We start from the raw sequence: 22,161 nt of genomic DNA, 5'->3' as shown, positions 1-22,161 counted from the left end.
ATCGAAAATAATGTCCCGTCCCTTTCTGCCATTTCCTCAGGCGATTCCGCTGTCCCGGGCGTAGGAAAAAAGATCAACGTCCGTGGAAATGCCGAGCCGGTGCATGGCCATGTTTTTTTGTTTACTGATGGTCGACACGCTGCGTTTGAAGTGACTGGCGATTTCGCTGACGGTCATGCCGCTGGCGAGCATGCGCACCACTTCATGCTCCTTGGCCGACAGCGGCGATTCTTGAAACGGATTGCGGGTGCTGGCCAGCAGCGTGCGCAGGGTCTCGCTGAGGTAGTTGCGCCCTTCCTCTACCGCGCCGATGGCCCGTGGCAATTCTGTGGAAGAGGCGGATTTCGCGACGATGGCCTTGACCCCCTGCGCCAACGCAGCCCGGGCCGTTGCCACACTGGTGAACATCGTCACCAGAATGATCGGCAACGTCGGGTAGCAACGCCGGATCGTACTCAACATTTTCAAACCATCGATCTGTTGCCCGCCCGGCATCGAGAAGTCAGTGATCAGCAGGTCACAAGGGGTGTTTGAAAGCAGCGCCATCAGGCTGTCCGCATTGTCGGCTTCGCCGACGATTACACAACGTCGATTGGCGCTGATGAGAATGCGCAGCCCGACACGGACGACGCAGTGGTCGTCGGCAATTACGACTCGCATTGTGGGATACCTCCTGATTGTCGCGGAAAAGGCGCGGAAAATAGCGCCGTTCTCCCCCCGCGACAACGCCCCCCAAAAACCGCCTTGTTAGTTTCCCCAATGTAATCAAGGGTCTATTTTTTACCCCCGCACAAAAAAAGAAAACTCCTACACCGCACCGCGCATAGGACTACAGGAAACAGCTAAGCAGGAACGCACTCGGAAAGAATGCAGTACGTAGCCCGCAACACCCTTTCATACAGACGGTGGTCTCTTTTCGTATTTGTTGCATTCCAGTCCTTGGCTTGCCCGCCTAAATTGCACGTCGACCGGTGAAGCCCTTCTACCGCAGCCGCATGCCCCGCTGTCGCTATTGAGCACAGTCGCTGCGCCGATGTGCGAGCAAGAACGGGCCCATGAAAACCAGACAGATCAAGAGACAACTCATGACCTCGTTAAAAACGCTTTGCACTGCCCTGCTCCTCAGCGCAGCAGCATCGACCTTCGCGTCCAGCACCGACCTGACCATTACCGGGATCATCACGCCGGCAGCCTGCCAGCCTTACCTGTCGAGTGGCAGCATTGTCGACTTCGGCGAGATTCCCGCCAGGACACTCAATTCAACCACCCCCACAATACTGCCAACACGGGGCCTACAGTTGGCAGTGATGTGCGATGGCCCGACCACGTATGCCCTCCAGATCAAAGACCATCATCAGGATTCGTCTCCTGATCCCCAGGTGTTCTTCGGCCTGGGTAAAACGCCGGACGGCGAGAACATTGGCGACTATCTGATGACCCTGGACAACGCGTTTGCTGACGGCAAACCGACCAGGAAAATTCACTCGTTGGACGATGGTAAAACCTGGATAGAAGCAGGCGCATTGCCCGTGCCACCGCTTCACCTGGCTGCCTTCGGCGATCAATCGTCCGGAGCCTGGTCACCGATATTGATCAAGCAATTGCTGGTCGATCTTCGGGTTCGTCCCCTGATAAACCCGACCCGGGACCTGACCCTCACTCAGGAGGTGCCACTGACCGGCAAAGCCACAGTTGAACTGCGCTATCTGTAGTCGCCCCGCCCCGGCCTCTCCTTCAGCAGCGACACATACCCTCCGGGACCTGCCGACGGCCTTTTTATCCAATCCGCACAATGAGACACGTCATGACGCTGTTTTTCAGATCCGCACGCCTTCTGCTCCACACCGGCATCGGCGCCTTCGCGTTGCTGCTGATCGCACAGGCCCGCGCCGACGGCATGGTGCCGGACACCTCCGTGGTGATTGTCTACGAGGCCGACGGCGAGGCTGCCGTTACCGTGACCAATACCGACGACAGCCTGGCGCTGATGCATGTCATCCTTGAAGACATTCCCGAGGACGCCGAGCCATTGGTGTTCGTCACACCACCACTGGCTCGGGTCGAGGCGTCCAAAAGCCAGTTGGTACGTTTCATCCTGCAATCGGAAAAACCCCTGCTGACCCAGCGCTTGAAACGAGTGATCTTCGAAGGCATTCCTCAAGGCAGGCCGGCCACCGAAGCCGGGCATGCGCGCGTAGGTGTGACCGTTCGCCAAAACTTGCCGCTGATCCTTCACCCGGCGGGCCTGGCCATCAATCGCACGCCCTGGACTGATCTGAAATGGTCACTGCAGGACGACCAACTGACCGTGCACAACGACACTCCCTACGTCGTGCGCCTGGCTCAGGAAGTTCAGTTGCTGCCGTCCTCGACGGGTGCGATGTTGCCCAAAACCTACGTATTGCCGGGCGAACGCATCAGCGTGCCGGTGACCGCGAAAACCGCGAGCCAGGTGCGCATTCAACCCGCCACGGTGTATGGCTTTGCCGTACCGCCGTATGAGGCACCGATCACCCTCTGACACCGGAACGATCAACGTTGCCCACCAAGGAAGCGTGGGCCCTGAATGTTCAACGCGACGACCTGTAAACCGTCGCCCGATGCGCACCTGAAGCTGCAGCGGACCCGGGCAGTACACAGGTAAAACCCAAGTGAATCCCATGAACACAGTATTGAAATACCGTGATGGCGAAGCCATGCCTGCGATTCGGCCGGCCAGCCCACGTTCTCACCTGTCGCGGCAACAGGCCGGCGCGGTGTTGCTGATAAGCAACGCGCTGATGTTGCCCAATGCCATGGCCGAAGAACTCAATGGCGCTTCGTTGCAGATGTCGTTCGACCAGAAAATGCTTCTGCAACGCGGCATCGACCCGGACCTGGCTACGCTGCTGCTGGCAGCGCCACGCTTCACCGCCGGCCGGCATCCGGTCACGCTGACGGTCAATGGCCAGCGTCATGGTCGTGTGGATGTCGTGTTCAATCGAAAGGGCGACCTGTGCTTCGACCGTGCCCTGCTCGACGCCGCGAACCTGCTGGAGCCGGCCACCACGACTGAGCCCAACGGGGGGGCAGCGGCCAGCGACAAACGCTGTTTCGACGTGCTCGGCACCTGGCCGCAAACCCTGATCGAACAGGACCCGGCCAGCCTGAGCCTGGCCTTGATCGTGCCCACCGATGCGATTCGCCCGACGCAGCGAGACTTCTCGGGGTATCAAACCGGGGGCGTCGCCGGGCTGCTCAACTACGACGTCAACAGCCTGCACAGCCAGTCTGGCAATCAGGCGAGCCGCTACCTGTCGGCCAACACCGAGGTGGGTTTCAATGCCGGCGACTGGATCGTACGCAGCCGCCAGGTACAGACCTCGCAGAACGGTGTGTCCACTACATCCCATCTGGCGGCTTACGCCCAACGCACCTTTGCCAGTGCGCAAACGGTGTTTCAGGCAGGCCAGATCAACCTCTACAACCCGGTGCTGGCCGGCGCACAGATCACCGGTGTGCAACTGATGACCGAAGACGCGCTGCAAGCCGAAGGCCACAGCACGCCCATCGAAGGGATCGCCCGCAGCCAGGCCCAGGTCGAAATACGCCAGAACGGTTCGCTGATCCACTCGACCGTGGTGCCAGCCGGCCCGTTCGCCATCAGTAACGTGCGCAGACTCGACAGCCATTCCGACGTGGAGGTCACGGTCAAGGAACTGGACGGCAGCGAGCAGCGTTTTACCGTTCCAGCCGTACTGCTCGGGATCGGCCTGCCCGCCCCCGGCTTCTCGCTGGCTGCCGGCCAGGTACGCGACCAGGGCAACACACAGTCCAATGATCCGTGGATCATCTCTGGTGGCTGGAGCGGTGCATTCAGCCCGGGTGTGTTGCTCAGCAGCGGCGCCACCCTGGCCGACGATTATCGTGCTGCGGGCGCTGGCCTGGGCATTCAGCCTTGGTCCGACGGGCAAGTCCAGGTCACCGTTCAGTCGTCCGACGCCAGTGGCAAGCATCCCGACCGAGGGCTTCAGGCCGACCTGAACCTGTCGCAGCGTCTGGGCGAACAATGGTCGCTCAATGCCGGTTCGTCGTACCGGACATTCGGTTATCGCGAACTGGCGGACACGGTGTTCGATACCGCTTCGGAAAAAAGCCAGTCCCGTTACCGCGACCAGCAAAGCCTCGGGTTGTCCTGGTCGTCCGCCGGGTTGGGCACGTTCAGTGGCAGCTTCAGCCGCTCAACGGCATTCGACGGGCAAGACAGCGGCCGCGCCCTGGCCTCCTGGGGCACCAACCTTGGCGGCGTGTCGGTGTCGGCCTCGGCGCAATGGCACGTCAGCGGCACCCGGCGCAGCGACGACAGTGTTTACCTCAGCCTGAGCCTTCCCCTGGGTGAAAACCGCCGGGCGCGCACCTGGGTGCGCAATACAGACGGCGAATACCGTAGCGGTGTGGGCCTCAACGAACAGGTCAACGATCAATTGAGTTACCGGGTCGGCGTTGAGCACGACACGCGTAACAGGCAGGTGCAGTCCTCTGCCGGTGTTTCGCTGCTGCCGCGCTACAGCCAATTGGACCTGAGCTATACCCGCTCCGATGCCGAACGCTCCAGTTATCAAGTGGGCGCGCGCGGGGGTGTGGTGCTGCATGGCGACGGCTTGACGCTATCGCCGTACGCCGTGCGCGACACGTTTGCGCTGCTGTCGGTGGGTGAGGCCAGTGCGATCAAGGTCACGACCCCAAGTGGTCCGGTCTGGACCGACTGGAAAGGCAAGGCCGTGGTTCCCCAGCTCAACGCCTATGGGCGCAGCGTCGTGGAAGTCGACACCCGTTCACTGCCGCGCAACGTCGACATCAACAACGGACTGAAGATGGTCTCCGCCGGGCGCGGGGCTGTGGACAAGGTCGAGTTTGGCATCACGCTGACTCGCCGCGCCTTGCTCAAGGTCACCACTGAAGATGGCGCACCGCTGCCCCGTGGGGCGACGGTCAACACCGCTGACGGGGAGTTCGTCACCCTCGCTCAGGAGGGCGGGCTGGTATTTCTGCCGAACGCACTGGACACGCCTGACCTGTGGATAACCGCACCGGGACTGGAACGCTGCCAACTGCGTTTCGAACTGCCGGCCAAGGCCGACACCCAGGCGTACTACGAGACCGCCGCCGCCCAGTGTCGGGCTCTTTAAGGATGACTGTCATGAAGCTTTCCCGCCCTTTGCTGTCCACCCTCGGCGCGCTGACCCTGAGCACACTCACGCCACAGGCGTGGGCGCTCGCCGATGAATGCCTGTTGACCCTGAGCCAACCGGTACTCGATTACGGCTTGATGAATCGGGCGATACGCACCGATGCCCTGCCTGAACGCGACCTTGGCGAACGCCGGCTAAGCCTGAACCTGACCTGCCAGCAACCCGCCGACCTGAGTATCTTCTATCGCGCCCTGGCCGCCACCGCCGAACGCTTTCATTTTGCCGAGCGCGGCAGCTACGCCGTGCGTGTCGGCGATGCAGTTGTTGACGGGCAGTCGGTGGAGCTGGGTTTTATTTCCAGGGTCGGCCAGGCACCAGAAGCCAGCGCATCGAGCCTGCTGTGGCGACCGGAGCAAGGCATCGTACCGGTGCGTGGCGGCGTTGCCATTGAGGGCAGTCACTTTTCGGCGCAACTGGAATTGACCGCTTGGGCGCAAGAACAGGCGCTGAAGGTACGTGACGCGGTGACCTGGGAAACCACCGGTGTATTCGATGCCGTCGCGGCCGGTCGCTCGAAAGAAATTGTCCTGCGCGCCAGTTTCGCCCCCGCCGCTTGCAAGCCAGAACTGTCCAATGGCGGCCGGGTCGATTTCGGCCCAATGTCGAAAAGCGAGCTGAATGCCGACAACGGCACGCAGCTGCCGCCCAAGGGTTTGACCCTGCGAATCGGCTGCGATGCGCCCACGCATTTTGCCCTGGTGATGCACGACAACCGCGCCGGCTCGGCGACGGTCAACAGCGAGATTTATTACGGCCTGTCGCGGGATAACAGCAGCAACAAGATCGGCCTGTACTCGCTGAACGTCGACCCGGCCGATGCCAGCGCCGACCACTTCGCCCGCCTGTACCGAACCGACTCAACCACTGGCGGCGTGGCCTGGAGCACGGCGAGTTCGAACCCGATCCCGTTTGGCCAGAAAAGCTACCTGGGCTTTACCGACAGCGCCGGCAGTACGGCGGGCCCGGTCGCGATCCAGAACCTGACAACCGGCGTCAGCGTCGAGGCTGTCATCGCCCCCACCTCAAGCCTGGACCTGAGCAGTGCCATTGAGCTCGATGGCTCGGGAACGATCGAAATTATTTACCTGTAACACCCAACCCACCTTGTCGGCTCCGGGGCGCCTGGACGCACCTTGAGTCAATCAAGGAAACAACCAGAAAAAGGAAAAAAAATGAAAAAGTACTTCGTAGCTCTGTCGACCGCGGCCCTGGTCAGCGTCGCACCTTATGCCTTTGCGTCGTCGACCGATCTGACGGTCACCGGCGTCATCACCCCGGCTGCCTGCACGCCGACCCTGTCCAATGGCGGTGTCGTCGAAATCGGCAAGATTTCGGCCAAGATCCTCAACCCGACCCAAACCACGCGGGTCGGCACTCATCTGCTGCAATTGACGGTGGCCTGTGACGGGCCGACCCAATTTGCCTTGAACCCGATCGATCACCGCTCTGGTACGGGATATTTAACAAGTTGGTTCGGCCTGGGCTTGACCGATGCGGGCGAGAAGCTGGGCTGGGTTGGAGTCGATGTCAAGAATGCCTTCGCAGACGGCGTGGCGGCACAGGCGATCGACTCCGATGACGACGGCAAATCCTGGAATCGGACCTATGTAACAAGCCCCGGATACCTCTTGTCAGTAGCGTCCACCTCCGACTTGAGCACCCCGCTTTTTACCAAAGACCTCACCATGGATTTCGAGGTCCAGACCAACATTGCGCGCGCCGACAGCCTGACCTTGACCGATGACGTCGTGATGGATGGCGCCGTGACCTTTGAAATGACCTACCTGTAAGACCCGACGCCGAACCACTCGCCGTTTCAGGGTGTGTGGTTCGGCTACACCTCCATCCCCGGCGTTTTTGCCAGGGATGGAAAACAACCACTGAAAAGAAGCAATAACCCCCATGAAAAAGTACCTTGCAGCACTCTCCGCCACCGCACTGATCGGCGTTGCGCCTTATGCCCTGGCGTCTTCGACTGACCTGACCGTTACCGGAATCATCACCCCGGCGGCCTGCTCGCCGAGCCTGTCCGAAGGCGGTCAAATAGAGCTCGGGAAAATCCCGTCGCACACCCTTAATCCAACCTCCGACACACTAGTGGGCCAAAACACGTTGCAATTGACCGTAGCGTGTGACGCGCCGACTCTGCTCGCACTGAATGCAATCGATCACATGGCGGGTACCTCAATTAACTATGAAGCCTTTGGTGTAGGACTCACCGAGGCCGACGAAAAACTGGGTGGCATCATACTTCGCGTAAACAATCCACTGGCCGATGGGCAGCGAGTAGAGCCGATTACCTCGCCCGACGGCGGAGCAAGCTGGGAGCATTGGAACGTCTTAACTCCGAGCAATCTGCTGTCGTTCGCTCATCACTTGGATCTCGGCACGCCGATCCCGCTAAAAGATCTCGATACACAGTTTTCAGTATTGACCCACATTGCCCCGGCAAACGGTTTGACACTCAATGACGATCAAAGCATCAACGGAGAAGTCACCATCGAAGTGATGTACCTGTAAGTGCACGCGGTGCCACTCGCCTCAACCTGGAAGAGGAACTGATCGCTGAAAAACTTTCTCGCGCCCACTTCAACGCCGGGCCTGAGCGCGATGCCCTTCTCGATGGCGCAGCGAGCCTGGAAGTGCCGTGTCTGCAAGGCTTCTGACACCGGCGAACACGGTACCTGTGGCGAGGGAGCTTGCTCCCGCCGGGTCGTGAAGCGGCCGCAAAAAATGGGCCTGCTGCGCAGTTCAACGGGAGCAAGCTCCCTCGCCACTAGGTACTGATTGCACCCCTGCATTTTCGGTGAGCACACCCGACGCCGAACCACTCGCCATGCCAGGGCGAAGGATTCGGCTTGCACCTCCATCCCCGGCGCTTTGCCTGAGATGGAAAACAACTTCTGAAGGACTGATAAACCCCATGAAAAAGTACATCGCGGCACTCTCCGCCACCGCACTGTTCGGCGTTGCGCCTTATGCCCTGGCGTCTTCGACTGACCTGACCGTTACCGGAATCATCACCCCGGCGGCCTGCTCGCCGAGCCTGTCCGAAGGCGGTCAAATAGAGCTCGGGAAAATCCCGTCGCATACCCTTCATCCAACCTCCGACACACCAGTGGGCAACAACACGTTGCAATTGACCGTAGCGTGTGACGCGCCGACTCTGCTCGCACTGAATGCAATCGATCACATGGCGGGTACCTCAACTTTCCCTGCTTACTTTGGTCTAGGACTCACCACGGCCGACGAAAAACTGGGTGCCATCATACTTCGCGTATCCAATCCAGAGGCCGATGGGCAGCGACTACGACCGATTACCTCGGATGACGGCGGAGCAAGCTGGGAGAGTTCGAACAGCTTATCTCCGAGCAATCTCCTGTCGTTCGCTCATCAATCTGGCACGCCGGTCCCGGTGAAAGATCTCAGCACACCGTTTTCTGTAAATACCTACATTGCCCCGGCAAACGGTTTGACACTCAATGACGATCAAAGCATCAACGGAGAAGTCACCATCGAAGTGATGTACCTGTAAGTGCACGCGGTACCACTCTCCTCGCGTCATCACGTGTGGTACCGCCTCACTCGCCTCAACCTCGCCACAGGGCGCTGATTGCACCCCTGCACTTTCGGTAAACAGCATTACCGTCAGGCTCAGACTTTTTCGCTGTGCACCTGCACATACAGCGAACGCCCGGCGCCGAGCCCGGCGATGATCGCGCCGAGGCCAATGACCCCGAAGATCCAGCCCACGGCCGACCAGCCACCGGTCCAGTCATGCACGATGCCGACCGCGAACGGCCCCATCGATGCCAGGGTGTAGCCGAAGCCCTGGGCCATACTCGACAGGTTCGCCGCGACATGGGAATCGCGCGAGCGCAGCACGATCAGCGTCAGTGCCAGGCTGAACGTCGCGCCCTGCCCCAGTCCCAGCACAATTGCCCAGCCCCACAGGCCTTCAATCGGCGCGTACAGGCAACCGAACAAACCACCGAGCGTCAGCGCCATGACGATCACAATGGCCAGGCGTTGATCTTTGCCACGGGTAGCCAGCCACGGTGCCGCCAGGGAACTGACCAGTTGCACGATCACCGAACCCGACAGCACCAGACCGGCCTGGGTCGGCGTCAGGCCGCGACCGATCAGGATCGACGGCAACCAGCCGAATACGATGTAAGCCAGCGACGATTGCAGCCCCATGTACAAGGTCACTTGCCAGGCCAAAGGGTCGCGCAGCAAGCCTCGCACCCGGAATGCAACGTGATGCGAACCGTGTTTCTGCCCCACCTGCGGCAACCAGAAAATCGCCGCAGCCAACGCCGGAATCACCCAGAAACCGAGGCCCAGCGCCCAACTCTTGTCGAAGTGTTCGCTCAACGGCACGGTTGCGCCCGCCGCCATGGCCGCGCCCAGGCACAGCGCCATGGTGTAGACACCAGTCATGGTTCCGGCCTGTTTCGGGAAGTCGCGCTTGACGATGCCCGGCAGCAATACGCCGATTACACCGATGCTGGCACCGGCCAGAACACTGCCGGCGAACAGGCCGATCTCGCCAAAGGAACTGCGCAGGATGATCCCGCCGGCCAACGTCAGGAGAATCCCCAACACCACTCGCTCAGCGCCAAAACGTCGTGCCAGCACCGGCGCCAATGGCGCGAACAGTCCCAGGCACAGCACCGGCAACGTGGTCAGCAAACCGGCCTTGGATGCGCTCAATCCAAGGGACTTCGACACCTCGCTGAGCATCGGCGCCATGCTCGACAGCGCCGGGCGCAGGTTCAATGCAACCAGAACCAGGCCAAGCAGCAACAACCACGGCCGGCGTAAAACCGGGTGCGGGTGCTGGACTTGTTCATCATCGGCTTCGGCATCGATCAGCAGTTCTTCCAACTCCGTGGTGCGTTTGGGTTGAGCGCTGTTGCCTGGAATGCTGGACATGGATTTCTCGGGTTCAAGGTTCATTGATCAATTGCCTCGACAGGGCTTTGGCCCGTTCCGGGTCGCGTTGCTCGACGGCATCGAGCAGTTCGATATGCAGGTCGAACACTTCCTGGCGGCGCGGGCTGATGTTCAGACAATGGCGAAGCTGAGCGCCGACGACACTGGAGAAATAGCGATATAACTCGCTGAGGGTCGGGTTGTGCGCGGCATCCACCAGACGACGGTGGAACGCCAGATCGCAGGCGATGTAGGTATCGAGATCGCCGTGATAGTGGCTGCCGCTGACCCCCAATGCCTCGCGCAATGCCGCCAGGTCTTCATCGGTACGGCGCAATGCGGCCAGGCCGATGGCCTCGACTTCAAGGATGTGGCGGGTTTCGCGGGCCTGTTCCAGGGAACAGCGCGACAACGCTTTGAGCGTGTCCAGCGGGTCGATCACGGCCCGCAGATAACTGCCATCACCCTGACGGATCTCGATCAACCCGGAAAATGCCAACACGCGCATGGCTTCACGCACGGTGTTGCGGCTGATGCCCAGCTCGGCGGAGAGTTCGGGCTCGGTGGGCAAGCGTTGACCCACCGCCCAGACACCTTGGTTGATGCGTTGGCGCAACTGATCCAGGGCCTGATCGACCAGGGACCGCTTAATGAGAGGAGAAATTTCTGACATAGGATTTGCCTTTTTCATCCAATCATAGGATGAATTTTCGGACATGTTAGTCAGCATCTCCCACTAGGGCAACCCAACTTTTTGTAGGAGCCGGCTTGCTGGCGATGAGGGTGCATCAGTCGACGTCGATTTCAATGAGAGACCGCCATCGCCAGCAAGCCGGCTCCTACAGGGTTGTGTTGGGCAGTAAATTGCGGGCAAAAATAAACCCGGAACTCGGTCCGGGTTTATCTCAGTGCCTGGGTTCGATCAATGCAGGATCTGGCTCAGGAACAGTTTGGTGCGGTCGTTCTGCGGGTTGTCGAAGAAGTCGTTCGGCGCGGCCTGTTCGACGATTTCGCCCTTGTCCATGAAGATCACGCGGTTGGCCACGGTGCGGGCGAAGCCCATTTCGTGCGTTACGCAAAGCATGGTCATGCCGTCTTCCGCCAGGCCGATCATGGTGTCCAGAACCTCTTTCACCATCTCCGGGTCGAGTGCCGAAGTCGGTTCGTCGAACAGCATGATTTTCGGTTTCATGCACAGCGCCCGGGCGATCGCCACACGTTGCTGCTGACCGCCGGACAGTTGCCCCGGGAATTTATGCGCCTGCTCCGGAATGCGTACGCGTTCCAGGTAATGCATGGCGATTTCTTCGGCCTTGCGCTTGGGCATCTTGCGTACCCACATCGGCGCCAGGGTGCAGTTCTGCAGGATGGTCAGGTGCGGGAACAGGTTGAAGTGCTGGAACACCATGCCGACTTCGCGGCGGATCGCTTCGATTTGCTTGAGGTCGTTGGTCAGTTCCACGCCATCGACCACGATGCGGCCCTGCTGGTGTTCTTCCAGACGATTGAGGCAACGAATGGTGGTGGACTTGCCGGAACCCGACGGCCCGCACAGGACGATACGCTCGCCCTGCTTGACGTTCAGGTTGATGTCTTTCAACACGTGGAACTGGCCGTACCACTTGTTCACGCCCTGCATCTGAATAATGCCTTCAGAGCTCGACGGTTGTTTGATGGCTTCGCTCATAAAAGAACTTCCTAAATTAGGTACGGCGCTTTAGCGCTTGTGGCCAGTGTCGAGTTTGCGTTCCAAATGCATGGAATAGCGCGACATGCCAAAACAGAAAATCCAGAACACCAGGGCCGCGAACACATAGCCTTCAGTGGCCATGCCCAGCCATTTCGGGTCGGCGGCGGCTTGCTTGACGCTGTTGAGCAAGTCGAACAGGCCGATGATGATCACCAGGCTGGTGTCCTTGAACAGGGCAATGAAGGTGTTGACGATGCCGGGAATCACCAGCTTCAGGGCTTGCGGCAAAATCACCAGGCCCATGCTGCGCCAGTAACCGAGACCCATCGCTGCGGCTGCTTCGTACTGACCTTTGGGGATCGCTTGCAGACCGCCGCGCACCACTTCGGCCACGTAGGCCGACTGGAACAGGATCACGCCGATCAAGGCTCGCAGCAGTTTGTCGAAGTTCATGCCTTCGGGCAGGAACAGCGGCAGCATCACCGAGGACATGAACAGCACCGTGATCAACGGCACGCCGCGCCAGAATTCGATGAAGGTCACGCAGACCACACGAATCGCCGGCATGTTCGAACGACGACCCAGCGCCAGGACAATCCCCAGCGGCAACGCACCGGCAATACCGACGGTGGCGATCACCAGGGTCAGCATCAGGCCGCCCCATTGGCTGGTCGCCACTTGGGTCAGGCCGAAAACGCCGCCATGCAGCAGGCACCAGGCAATGATCGGATACAGCACCAGGAAGCTCAGGCCGTACACCGCTTTACGGTGGAAGCGCGAGATGAACAGAGGCGCCACGCCGATGACCGCCAGCCACACGGTCAGGTCCACGCGCCAGCGCAGTTCCGGCGGGTAGTAGCCGTACATGAACTGGCCGATGCGCTGTTGGATGAACACCCAGCAGGCGCCCTCCTTGGTGCAGTCGGCGCGGGTTGTGCCAACCCAGTTGGCGTCGATGATCGCCCACTGCAGGATCGGCGGCACGACCAGGTAGATCAGGTAGAACGCGAACAGGGTCAGCAGGGTGTTGAGCCAGCTGGAGAACATGTTCGCGCGCATCCACGCCACCACGCCGATGCTGCTGCTCGGTGGAGGCATGTCAGGTTTGAAAGTATGAGTACTCATGCGCTTTTCCTTACCGCTCGATCAGCGCAATGCGCTTGTTGTACCAGTTCATCAGCAGGGAAATGCTGATACTGATCGCCAGGTACACGCTCATGGTGATCGCAATCACCTCGATCGCCTGCCCGGTCTGGTTCAGCACCGTACCGGCGAACAACGAAACCATTTCCGGATAACCGATACCGGCGGCCAGCGAGGAGTTCTTCGCCAGGTTCAGGTATTGGCTGGTCAGCGGTGGAATGATCACGCGCAGGGCTTGCGGGATGATCACCTTGCGCAGGGTCGGACCGTTGCGCAGGCCAAGCGAATGCGCCGCTTCGGTCTGGCCGTGGCTGACCGACTTGATGCCCGAGCGTACGATCTCGGCGATGAACGCCGCGGTGTACACCGTCAGGGCCAGGGTCAAGGCCAGCAGTTCCGGAATCAGCACCCAGCCGCCGACGAAGTTGAAGCCTTGCAGCTTCGGCATTTCCCAATGCAGTGGCGCGCCGAAGATCAGCGCGCACAGGGCCGGGATCACCAGCAAGATCGCCAGGCCGGTCCAGAACTTGTGGAAGGGCACGCCGGTCGCTTCAAAGCGCTTGTTGGCCCAGCGGCACATCAGCACGATGGCGACGATGGCCACGACGACGCTGATCACGAACGCCCAGAAACCGTCGGCCATCAGCGCGGCCGGCATGTTCAGGCCACGGCTGCTGACGAAGAAGGTATCGCCGAAGTTGTGGCTGTTACGCGGCCCCGGCATGGTCAGGAACACCGCGAAATACCAGAACAGGATTTGCAGCAGCGGCGGAATGTTGCGGAAAACCTCCACATACACCGTCGCCAGTTTGGCGATGATCCAGTTCTTTGACAGCCGCGCCACACCGACGATGAAGCCGAGGATGGTGGCCAGGATCACGCCAATGAAGGTCACCAGCAGAGTGTTGAGCAGGCCGATGACAAACACCCGCGCATAGCTGTCCGCTTCGGTGTAGTCGATCAGGTGCTGAGCGATGCCGAAACCGGCACTGCGCTCAAGAAAGTCGAAACCGGAAGTAATGCCCCGGTGTTGAAGGTTGGTTTGCGTGTTGTCGAACAGAAACCAGCCTAACGAGACCACACCGACAATGGTGATGATCTGGAATACCCACGCACGCACTCGTGGATCGCTGAGGCTGAGCCTCTGCTTTGGTGCGCCGATTGAATTTTGCATGAAGTGCCCCGGAAATAATGGAACAGAACATCACCCGGTGGTTGGCCCACCGGGTGATAGAACCATCAGCGCACTGGTGGTGCGTATTGAATGCCGCCAGCGTTCCACAGGGCGTTCAGCCCGCGGTCGATTTCCAGCGGAGTGTTCTTGCCGAGGTTTTTCTCGAACACTTCACCGTAGTTGCCGACTTGCTTGACGATCTGCACGACCCAGTCTTTCTTCACTTTCAGGTCTTTGCCGTATTCACCGTCGGTACCCAGCAGACGGGCTACGTCCGGGTTCTTGGTGCCTTTGGCTTCAGCTTCGACGTTCTTCGAAGTGATGCCGGCTTCTTCAGCGTTGAGCATGGCGTAGCCAGTCCAGCGCACGATGGCCAGCCACTCGTCGTCGCCATTACGTACGACCGGGCCCAGAGGTTCTTTGGAAATGGTTTCTGGCAGAACTACGTAGTCCTTCGGCGAGGCCAGCTTGCTGCGCTGGGCGAACAGCTGGGACTTGTCGGAGGTCAGCACGTCGCAACGACCGGATTCCAGCGACTTGGCGCTCTCGTCGGAGGTGTCGAAAGTGATCGGGGTGTATTTCAGACCGTTGCCACGGAAGTAGTCGGAAACGTTCAGCTCGGTGGTGGTACCGGCCTGGATGCAGATGGTTGCACCGTCCAGTTCCTTGGCACTCTTCACGCCCAGCTTATTGTTAACCAGAAAGCCGATGCCGTCGTAGTAAGTGATGAAGCCCGGGAATTTCAGACCCATGCCTGCGTCACGCGAGCTGGTCATGGTGGTGTTGCGCGACAGGATGTCGATTTCGCCGGATTGCAGCGCGGTGAAGCGCTCCTTGGCGTTCAACTGGCTGAACTTGACCTTGGTCGCGTCGCCGAAAACGGCAGCCGCTACAGCACGGCAGTAGTCAGCATCGATACCCACGATCTTGCCAGTGGAGTCTGGAACCGAGAAACCCGGCAGACCGTCACTCACACCGCACTGTACGAAACCTTTTTTCTGCACTGCATCCAGGGTCGCGCCCGCCTGAGCGAACCCGCTGACGCCGAGTACTGCGGCTGCAGTCACGACGGCCAGGGTGGATTTCAACATCTTCATTCAAACCTCCAGTTTTGCTCTTGTTGTGTCGGAGCGTGAGTCCTGTCGCACCCTTTTGAGGCGTTGTTGACCCGTGTTGGCTTTTTCTAGGGTCAACCGACGTAAGGACCGTAGCCATGAGTCTAGTAGGAGAAAATCCACATAAAGGACAACTCACTTCTCACCAATCGGCCGAACGGGCTGTAGCCCTTTCACGTTCGCGAAGCCCGTAGCGGCCTTTGGCGAACATCCATCACCGGATTTTTTGCTATCCCGCGTGCAGCAGTACACTGATAGTGTTACCGCCAGACGCTGAGATGGGTTGCACCGCTTCCCCATAGCAAAGCCCGTACCACACCGGCTGCTAAAGCGGTTAAGCGACAGGTCAATAGCAAAACTTGTAACCTTGCGACATCTTCGTAACTGATCAACCAGAGGCGCCCTCAGACCTCGCACTCAATGAGAGCGCACGCACAAAATTGGAGCAGCCATGACCGAGCCCCTGATTCTTCAACCCGTGAAGCCCGCAGACGCCTGCGTTATATGGCTGCACGGCCTGGGCGCCGACCGCTACGACTTTCTGCCGGTCGCCGAGGCCTTGCAGGAAACCCTGCTGACCACCCGCTTCGTTTTGCCCCAGGCGCCCACCTGTGCAGTCACGATCAATGGTGGCTACGAGATGCCGAGCTGGTACGACATATTGGCCATGAGCCCGGCGCGCGCGATCAATCGCGATCAACTGGAGGAGTCGGCACAACGCGTCATTAATCTGATCGAAGTGCAGCGAGCCATCGGAATAGACGCCTCGCGGATTTTTCTGGCCGGTTTTTCCCAAGGTGGCGCCGTGGTTTTACACACCGCGTTTCTGAAATGGCAGGGACCGCTGGGTGGCGTACTTGCCCTCTCCACTTATGCACCGACTTTCAGCGACGAGCTCGAATTGTCCGCCAGTCAGCAACGGACGCCGGTGATGTGCTTGCACGGCCAGTACGATGATGTGGTGCAAAACTCGATGGGACGCAGCGCCTTTGAGCATTTGAAGCAGCGTGGTGTCACCGTGACATGGCAGGAATACCCAATGGGCCACGAAGTGTTACCCGAGGAGATCCGCGACATCGGCGTCTGGCTCGGCGAACGGTTGCGTTAAACGTTTTATCGGTCTTTTTTTGTTTAAAAGAGCCCTTTGATCCATCCCACTACGCCGCGCCCGATTCTTGCATTACACTGGCCGGCGTACATTCCTTAACCAATTGATGAGATGACCGTGCTCAAAGCACTCAAGAAAATGTTCGGTAAAAGCGAGACTGAGCAACTCGCGCCAGTCCCCAGCGCTCCGTCTCACACTCCCAGCCACCGCACCGACGGTCATCAGTCTGGTCGGACCGCTCCCGTAGCGGCACCGAAACACGAACCCAAGAGCGCGCCGGCCGCCGAGCCTGTCGTGCAATCCGCCGCCGAGCAACCGCGCAGCGAAACGCCGAAACCCGCCAAACCACGTCGCGAACCGAAGCCAAAAGCCCCGGTCATTCCGTGGAAACTCGAAGATTTCGTCGTCGAACCCCAGGAAGGCAAAACCCGCTTCCACGATTTCAAACTCGCCCCCGAATTGATGCACGCCATCCAGGACCTGGGCTTCCCGTATTGCACGCCGATCCAGGCGCAAGTACTGGGCTTCACCCTCGCCGGCAAAGACGCCATCGGCCGCGCCCAGACCGGCACCGGCAAAACCGCCGCGTTCCTGATTTCGATCATCACCCAGTTGCTGCAAACCCCGCCGCCGAAAGAGCGCTACATGGGCGAGCCGCGGGCACTGATCATCGCACCGACCCGCGAGCTGGTGGTGCAGATCGCCAAGGACGCAGCGGACCTGACCAAATACACCGGCCTCAACGTTATGACGTTCGTCGGCGGCATGGACTTCGACAAGCAGCTCAAGCACCTCGAAGCCCGTCACTGCGACATCCTCGTCGCCACGCCGGGCCGCCTGCTGGACTTCAACCAACGCGGCGACGTGCACCTGGATATGGTCGAAGTGATGGTGCTGGACGAAGCTGACCGCATGCTCGACATGGGCTTCATCCCGCAAGTGCGCTCCATCATTCGCCAGACCCCGCCGAAGAATGAGCGCCAGACGCTGCTGTTCTCCGCGACCTTCACCGAAGACGTGATGAACCTGGCCAAGCAATGGACCACCGACCCTGCCATCGTCGAAATCGAAGTCACCAACGTGGCCAACGAAAACGTCGAGCAGCACATCTACGCGGTGGCCGGCGCCGACAAATACAAACTGCTCTACAACCTGGTCAACGATAACGGCTGGGAGCGGGTCATCGTCTTCGCCAACCGCAAGGATGAAGTGCGGCGCATCGAAGAACGCCTGGTGCGTGATGGCGTCAATGCCGCGCAACTGTCCGGCGATGTGCCGCAGCACAAGCGCATCAAGACGCTGGAAGGTTTCCGCGAAGGCAAGATCCGCGTGCTGGTCGCCACCGACGTGGCCGGTCGTGGTATCCACATTGACGGCATCAGCCACGTGATCAACTTCACCCTGCCGGAAGTCCCGGACGACTACGTGCACCGCATCGGCCGTACCGGTCGTGCTGGCGCCGATGGTGTATCCATCAGTTTTGCCGGTGAGGACGATTCGTACCAACTGCCGGCCATCGAAGAAAAGCTGGGGCGCAAGATCAGCTGTGAAACACCACCGACGCATTTGCTGCGGGCGGTTGAGCGCAAACGTCCGTAACGGACGACTTGCCGAAAAAAGGCGCAGCCGGAAACGGACTGCGCTTTTTTTTCGTCCGGTTTTTCCAACAGGTGCTTGTTCATAGAAACTAAATGTCCATAATAGACAAATAAGTTTAGTTTTTGCTCCCGGAGCCCAATATGTCCAGCATCCCCAACATGATCACCCAACCCCAGGCCCGCGAGTTGCTGGCGCAGGTGGATGTGCCGCAAATCCTGCGCAAGCTGTTCCGCGACCTGGCGGTTGGGCAAGCAGTGCAACCGGCGCAGCAACTGGTGGAGTTTCCACAGGGTGCCGGCGACTTCATCAATTACTTGGGTGTGCTGGCCGAAGACGGGGTTTACGGGGTCAAGACTTCGCCTTACATCGTGCACGAACAAGGGCCACTGGTGACTGCCTGGACCTTGCTGATGTCGATGCAGACTGGCCAACCGCTGCTGCTCTGCGATGCTGGCGAACTGACCACGGCCCGTACCGCCGCCACGACCGCTGTGGCGGTGGATGCGTTGGCACCCCTGAATGCGACGCGGCTCGCAATCATCGGCAGCGGTAAAGTAGCCCAGGCGCATCTGCACTATGTGAAAGGACTGCGGGACTGGCAGAGCATCAGCCTGTATTCGCCGAACCTGAGCTCGGCCAGCCCCGAAGAGCTGGACCAACTGCGAAACCTCGACCCACGCCTGACTATTGCCGACAGTCGCGAGGCGGCGATTCAAGATGCCGACGTGATCATGCTCTGCACCTCATCCGCCGGCCCGGTGATCGATCCGGCCAGCCTGAACAAACCGGCACTGATCACCTCCATCAGCACCAACGCCCCACGTGCCCACGAGGTTCCGCCGCAGAGCCTCAACGACATGCAAATATTCTGCGACTACCGTGTGACTACCCCGGGCTCGGCGGGAGAAATGCTGATTGCCGCCGAGCTGCATGGCTGGAATAACAAGGCGATTGTCGGCGACCTGCCCGAGCTGCTCAGCGAGAAAGTGCAACGTCCAGGCTACGACCGTCACGTGTTCTTCCGCTCGATCGGCCTGGGCCTGGAAGACATCGCGCTGGCCAATGCCATCTATCGCCTGCTGCCCTAACCATACGAAACCTGTAGGAGCTGGCTTGCCAGCGATCCAGACGCCGCGGTCCATCAGATGAACCGCAGCGATGCCATCGCCAGCGAGCCGGCTCCTACAGGGATAACCGATAACAGGAGATTCTCATGAGCCAGGCAGATTTCATCATCATCGGCGGCGGTATCGCCGGCGCTTCCACCGGTTTCTGGCTGTCGCAGTACGGCCGTGTGATTGTGCTTGAACGCGAATCCCATCCGGCCTATCACTCCACCGGACGTTCGGCAGCCCTGTTCACCGCCGCCTACGGCACCCCTCAGGTCCGCGCGCTGACCCTGGCGAGCCGCGAGTTTTTCGACGCGCCACCCAGCGGTTTCTGCGAACACCCGCTGCTGACCCCGCGCGGCGAAATGACCGTGGACTTCACCGGTGATGCGGCTGAACTGAACAACCAATACCTGAGCGCAAAAGCCACGGTGCCGGAGATGCAATTACTCAGCGCCGACGAAGCCTGCGCCCGCGTGCCGATCCTGCGCCGGGAAAAAGTCCACGGTGCGATCTACGACCCGACTGCCAGCGACATCGATACCGACGCCCTGCACCAAGGCTACCTGCGTGGCATCCGCCGCAATAAAAGCGAAGTCCATACCGACTGCGAAGTGCTGAGCCTCAGCCGTGACGCCGACGAGTTGTGGCACGTACAGACCAAAACCGGGACCTACAGCGCCCCGGTCATCATCAACGCGGCTGGCGCCTGGGCCGACAAAATCGGCGAACTGGCCGGCGCCCAACCGCTGGGCCTGCAACCCAAGCGTCGCGCGGCGTTCATCTTTGCCGGTCCCGAGGGTGTGGACATTCATCATTGGCCGATGCTGGTCAGCCTCGACGAATCCTTCTACATGAAACCCGATGCCGGGATGTTCCTCGGCTCGCCGGCCAACGCCGACCCGGTCGAGCCCCACGACGTGCAGCCCGAAGAGCTGGACATCGCCATGGGCATTTACCAGATCGAAGAGGCCACGACCCTGACCATTCGCCGCCCGACCCGCACCTGGGCCGGCCTGCGCAGTTTCGTCAGCGATGGCGATTTGCTGTCCGGTTTCGATCCACAGGTTCCCGGGCTGTTCTGGGTCGCGGCACAGGGCGGCTACGGCATCCAGACCTCGCCGGCCATGGGCCAGGCCAGCGCGGCGCTGGTACGCGGTGAAGCGCTGCCCGAGCAACTCACCCGCTTCGGTCTGAGCGCCAGAATGCTCTCCCCTGCACGCCTGGGCTGATTTTCTGCCTCAGGTGACGCGCCGCCACGATTGCGGCACACTTTCAGAGCCCCGTCTTTCGGGGCGCTGATGCTGCCCGGAGCCACAACGCATGAACGCCCCCGAAATAGATCCGACCCTGATCGACACATCCCTGGATAACTTCCGGGCGATCGCCGATGCCATCGCCACGTTGTTCTTTCCTCACGCCGAGGTCGTGCTGCATGACCTGCGCACGCAAAAGGTTGATTACATCGCCAACAACCTGTCGAAAAGGGAGATTGGCGACGATTCGGCGCTGGAAGATATGCTCAGTGAAGACGTCAGCGAACGTAACATCGGGCCGTATGAAAAGCTCAATTGGGATGGTCAGAAAATTCGCAGCCTGAGCACTGTGCTGCGCGACAGTGAAGGTCATCCGCTGGCGGTGCTGTGCATCAATCTGAATATTTCGCTGTTCGAGAATGCCAAGGCTGCGCTGGATCTGTTTCTGTCACCAAGCAAGCTGATCCCGCAACCGGACTCGTTGTTTCGCGATGACTGGCAGGAGCGGATCAATACCTTTCTGCACAACTGGCTGCGCGAACGGCAGCTGAGCCTGAACCTGCTGACTCGCGATCACAAACGGGAGCTGGTGCTGGCGCTGCATGCCGAAGGTGCGTTCAAGGGCAAAAGCGCGTCGAACTATGTGGCCAATGTGCTGAACATGGGCCGGGCGACGGTGTACAAGCATTTGAAGGAATTGAAGGGCTGAAGATTTACAGGGGCTGATCTGACCCCATCGCCAGCAGGCTGGCTCTCACATGGATTTTCGGTGTACACAAAACCTGTGGGAGCTAGCCTAGCGATGGCGTTTGATCAGTCGCCGTAGATGTCGGACTTGAAATACTTATCCGAAATCTTCTGATATTCGCCATTGGCACGAATGCCATCGATGGCCGTATTCAACTGGCTAACCAGTTCGGCATTCCCCTTGCGCACCGCAATCCCCGCGCCCTCGCCCACGTATTTCGGGTCCTTCAATTCCGGTCCGACAAACGCATAGCCTTTACCGCGCGGCATCGACAGGAAGTCATTCAGCGGAATGGTGTCGGCAAAAATCGCATCGAGACGACCGGCCGCCAGGTCCATGTAGATCTCTTCGTTGTTGCCATAACGCTTGACGTTGATGCCCTTGGGTTCAAACACCTCAGTGGCATACCGGTCAGTGGTGGTTGCGCGCTGCACGCCAATCGTCTTGCCCTTGAGGCTGGCGTACTGATCATCCACCACAGCGCCTTCCTTCATCACCAGACGCGAGGAGGTGAAGTAGTACTTGTGGGTGAAATCCACCGACTTCTTGCGATCTTCGTTGATGGTCATGGACGACAGCGCCATGTCGATTTTCTTCACCTTCAGGGAAGGAATCAGACCGTCGAACTCACCCTCGACCCACACACACTTGACCTGCATCTGTGCGCACAAGGCATTACCGATGTCGTAGTCGAAACCAACGATCTCGCCTTTGTCGGTTTTGGAAGCGAATGGCGGATAGGCCGCTTCGATACCGATTCGCAAGGTTTTCTCGGCGGCAAACACAGAGCTGCACGCCAACAGGCTCAGGGCCAGACTGGTGATGAGGGGAAACTTCTTCATGTTCGTTTCTCGCGGGTTGTTGTTGGTTTGGCAAGGCAGAAGAAAAAGCTGAAGCGGATGGAAGCCTTATTTGTACTTATAATTCCATACTGGACTTTAATGTATGGATCGTCAATCGGGCAAAAGCAGCCCGTGCCGGCCGGTGGTCGGGAGGTGGGACATCAAGTTTTTTAGCGGTGCAGATCGCCAGCAGGCTGGCGCCCACATG

The 22,161-nt window shown here is 59.7% G+C and carries 20 protein-coding genes; 12 read left to right on the top strand and 8 right to left on the bottom strand.

Annotation, left to right across the window (positions count from 1 at the left end):
• Nucleotides 1-36: 36 nt before the first annotated feature.
• Nucleotides 37-660, bottom strand: coding sequence for a response regulator transcription factor (locus tag ABVN21_RS00540; protein WP_339556585.1), 624 nt, complete (start codon nucleotides 658-660; stop codon nucleotides 37-39).
• Between the two features lie 425 nt (nucleotides 661-1,085).
• On the opposite strand from ABVN21_RS00540, the gene ABVN21_RS00535 reads away from it, so the two are divergent.
• The 7 genes from ABVN21_RS00535 (at nucleotide 1,086) to ABVN21_RS00505 (ending at nucleotide 8,766) form a co-directional block, all read left to right on the top strand.
• Nucleotides 1,086-1,712: a DUF1120 domain-containing protein gene (locus tag ABVN21_RS00535; RefSeq protein ID WP_339556584.1), complete on the top strand. Its 627-nt coding sequence runs from the start codon at nucleotides 1,086-1,088 to the stop codon at nucleotides 1,710-1,712.
• A 92-nt stretch (nucleotides 1,713-1,804) separates the two neighbouring features.
• Entirely contained in the window at nucleotides 1,805-2,521 is a 717-nt protein-coding gene (locus tag ABVN21_RS00530; protein ID WP_339556583.1) for a fimbria/pilus chaperone family protein, read from the top strand.
• A gap of 139 nt (nucleotides 2,522-2,660) precedes the next feature.
• Nucleotides 2,661-5,168, top strand: coding sequence for a fimbria/pilus outer membrane usher protein (locus ABVN21_RS00525; RefSeq protein ID WP_339556582.1), 2,508 nt, complete (start codon nucleotides 2,661-2,663; stop codon nucleotides 5,166-5,168).
• A gap of 11 nt (nucleotides 5,169-5,179) precedes the next feature.
• Nucleotides 5,180-6,322 (top strand): DUF1120 domain-containing protein, encoded by a 1,143-nt coding sequence (locus tag ABVN21_RS00520; RefSeq protein ID WP_339556581.1) that lies wholly within the window; start codon nucleotides 5,180-5,182, stop codon nucleotides 6,320-6,322.
• Between the two features lie 81 nt (nucleotides 6,323-6,403).
• Nucleotides 6,404-7,021 (top strand): DUF1120 domain-containing protein, encoded by a 618-nt coding sequence (locus tag ABVN21_RS00515; RefSeq protein ID WP_339556580.1) that lies wholly within the window; start codon nucleotides 6,404-6,406, stop codon nucleotides 7,019-7,021.
• A gap of 112 nt (nucleotides 7,022-7,133) precedes the next feature.
• Nucleotides 7,134-7,751: a DUF1120 domain-containing protein gene (locus ABVN21_RS00510; protein ID WP_339556579.1), complete on the top strand. Its 618-nt coding sequence runs from the start codon at nucleotides 7,134-7,136 to the stop codon at nucleotides 7,749-7,751.
• A 403-nt stretch (nucleotides 7,752-8,154) separates the two neighbouring features.
• On the top strand, nucleotides 8,155-8,766 hold the full coding sequence (locus tag ABVN21_RS00505; RefSeq protein ID WP_339556578.1) for a DUF1120 domain-containing protein: 612 nt from the start codon (nucleotides 8,155-8,157) through the stop codon (nucleotides 8,764-8,766).
• 119 nt (nucleotides 8,767-8,885) lie between these two features.
• Here ABVN21_RS00505 and ABVN21_RS00500 read toward each other — a convergent pair whose 3' ends face one another.
• The 6 genes from ABVN21_RS00500 to ABVN21_RS00475 form a co-directional block, all read right to left on the bottom strand.
• Nucleotides 8,886-10,193, bottom strand: a complete 1,308-nt coding sequence (locus tag ABVN21_RS00500; RefSeq protein ID WP_339556577.1) for a CynX/NimT family MFS transporter — start codon at nucleotides 10,191-10,193, stop codon at nucleotides 8,886-8,888.
• Nucleotides 10,183-10,842 (bottom strand): FadR/GntR family transcriptional regulator, encoded by a 660-nt coding sequence (locus ABVN21_RS00495; RefSeq protein WP_339556576.1) that lies wholly within the window; start codon nucleotides 10,840-10,842, stop codon nucleotides 10,183-10,185. The genes ABVN21_RS00500 and ABVN21_RS00495 overlap by 11 nt, the downstream gene beginning before the upstream one ends.
• A gap of 249 nt (nucleotides 10,843-11,091) precedes the next feature.
• Nucleotides 11,092-11,856, bottom strand: a complete 765-nt coding sequence (locus ABVN21_RS00490) for an amino acid ABC transporter ATP-binding protein (protein ID WP_339556575.1) — start codon at nucleotides 11,854-11,856, stop codon at nucleotides 11,092-11,094.
• 30 nt (nucleotides 11,857-11,886) lie between these two features.
• A complete protein-coding gene (locus tag ABVN21_RS00485; RefSeq protein WP_339556574.1) occupies nucleotides 11,887-12,984 on the bottom strand; it encodes an amino acid ABC transporter permease in 1,098 nt (365 codons plus the stop codon).
• A 10-nt stretch (nucleotides 12,985-12,994) separates the two neighbouring features.
• Nucleotides 12,995-14,176 carry an amino acid ABC transporter permease gene (locus ABVN21_RS00480; protein ID WP_339556573.1) on the bottom strand — a complete coding sequence of 394 codons (1,182 nt, stop codon included), beginning with the start codon at nucleotides 14,174-14,176 and terminating at the stop codon, nucleotides 12,995-12,997.
• A 65-nt stretch (nucleotides 14,177-14,241) separates the two neighbouring features.
• Nucleotides 14,242-15,273, bottom strand: a complete 1,032-nt coding sequence (locus tag ABVN21_RS00475) for an amino acid ABC transporter substrate-binding protein (protein WP_034148977.1) — start codon at nucleotides 15,271-15,273, stop codon at nucleotides 14,242-14,244.
• Nucleotides 15,274-15,742: 469 nt separating this feature from the next.
• On the opposite strand from ABVN21_RS00475, the gene ABVN21_RS00470 reads away from it, so the two are divergent.
• The 5 genes from ABVN21_RS00470 (at nucleotide 15,743) to ABVN21_RS00450 (ending at nucleotide 21,072) form a co-directional block, all read left to right on the top strand.
• On the top strand, nucleotides 15,743-16,399 hold the full coding sequence (locus ABVN21_RS00470; RefSeq protein WP_339556572.1) for an alpha/beta fold hydrolase: 657 nt from the start codon (nucleotides 15,743-15,745) through the stop codon (nucleotides 16,397-16,399).
• Nucleotides 16,400-16,510: 111 nt separating this feature from the next.
• Nucleotides 16,511-17,998, top strand: a complete 1,488-nt coding sequence (rhlB, locus tag ABVN21_RS00465; protein ID WP_339556571.1) for an ATP-dependent RNA helicase RhlB — start codon at nucleotides 16,511-16,513, stop codon at nucleotides 17,996-17,998.
• A 140-nt stretch (nucleotides 17,999-18,138) separates the two neighbouring features.
• Nucleotides 18,139-19,086: an ornithine cyclodeaminase family protein gene (locus tag ABVN21_RS00460; RefSeq protein ID WP_339556570.1), complete on the top strand. Its 948-nt coding sequence runs from the start codon at nucleotides 18,139-18,141 to the stop codon at nucleotides 19,084-19,086.
• A gap of 125 nt (nucleotides 19,087-19,211) precedes the next feature.
• Nucleotides 19,212-20,339 (top strand): FAD-binding oxidoreductase, encoded by a 1,128-nt coding sequence (locus tag ABVN21_RS00455; protein WP_339556569.1) that lies wholly within the window; start codon nucleotides 19,212-19,214, stop codon nucleotides 20,337-20,339.
• A gap of 106 nt (nucleotides 20,340-20,445) precedes the next feature.
• On the top strand, nucleotides 20,446-21,072 hold the full coding sequence (locus ABVN21_RS00450; RefSeq protein WP_339556592.1) for a PAS domain-containing protein: 627 nt from the start codon (nucleotides 20,446-20,448) through the stop codon (nucleotides 21,070-21,072).
• 104 nt (nucleotides 21,073-21,176) lie between these two features.
• Here ABVN21_RS00450 and ABVN21_RS00445 read toward each other — a convergent pair whose 3' ends face one another.
• Nucleotides 21,177-21,953, bottom strand: coding sequence for an ABC transporter substrate-binding protein (locus tag ABVN21_RS00445; protein WP_339556568.1), 777 nt, complete (start codon nucleotides 21,951-21,953; stop codon nucleotides 21,177-21,179).
• Nucleotides 21,954-22,161 lie beyond the last annotated feature (208 nt).

The sequence above is a fragment of the Pseudomonas sp. MYb327 genome (assembly GCF_040438925.1).
Taxonomy (GTDB): Bacteria; Pseudomonadota; Gammaproteobacteria; order Pseudomonadales; family Pseudomonadaceae; genus Aquipseudomonas.
The sequence above is the reverse complement of the archived record's forward strand: the minus strand, read 5'-3'. Positions and strand labels throughout refer to the sequence as shown.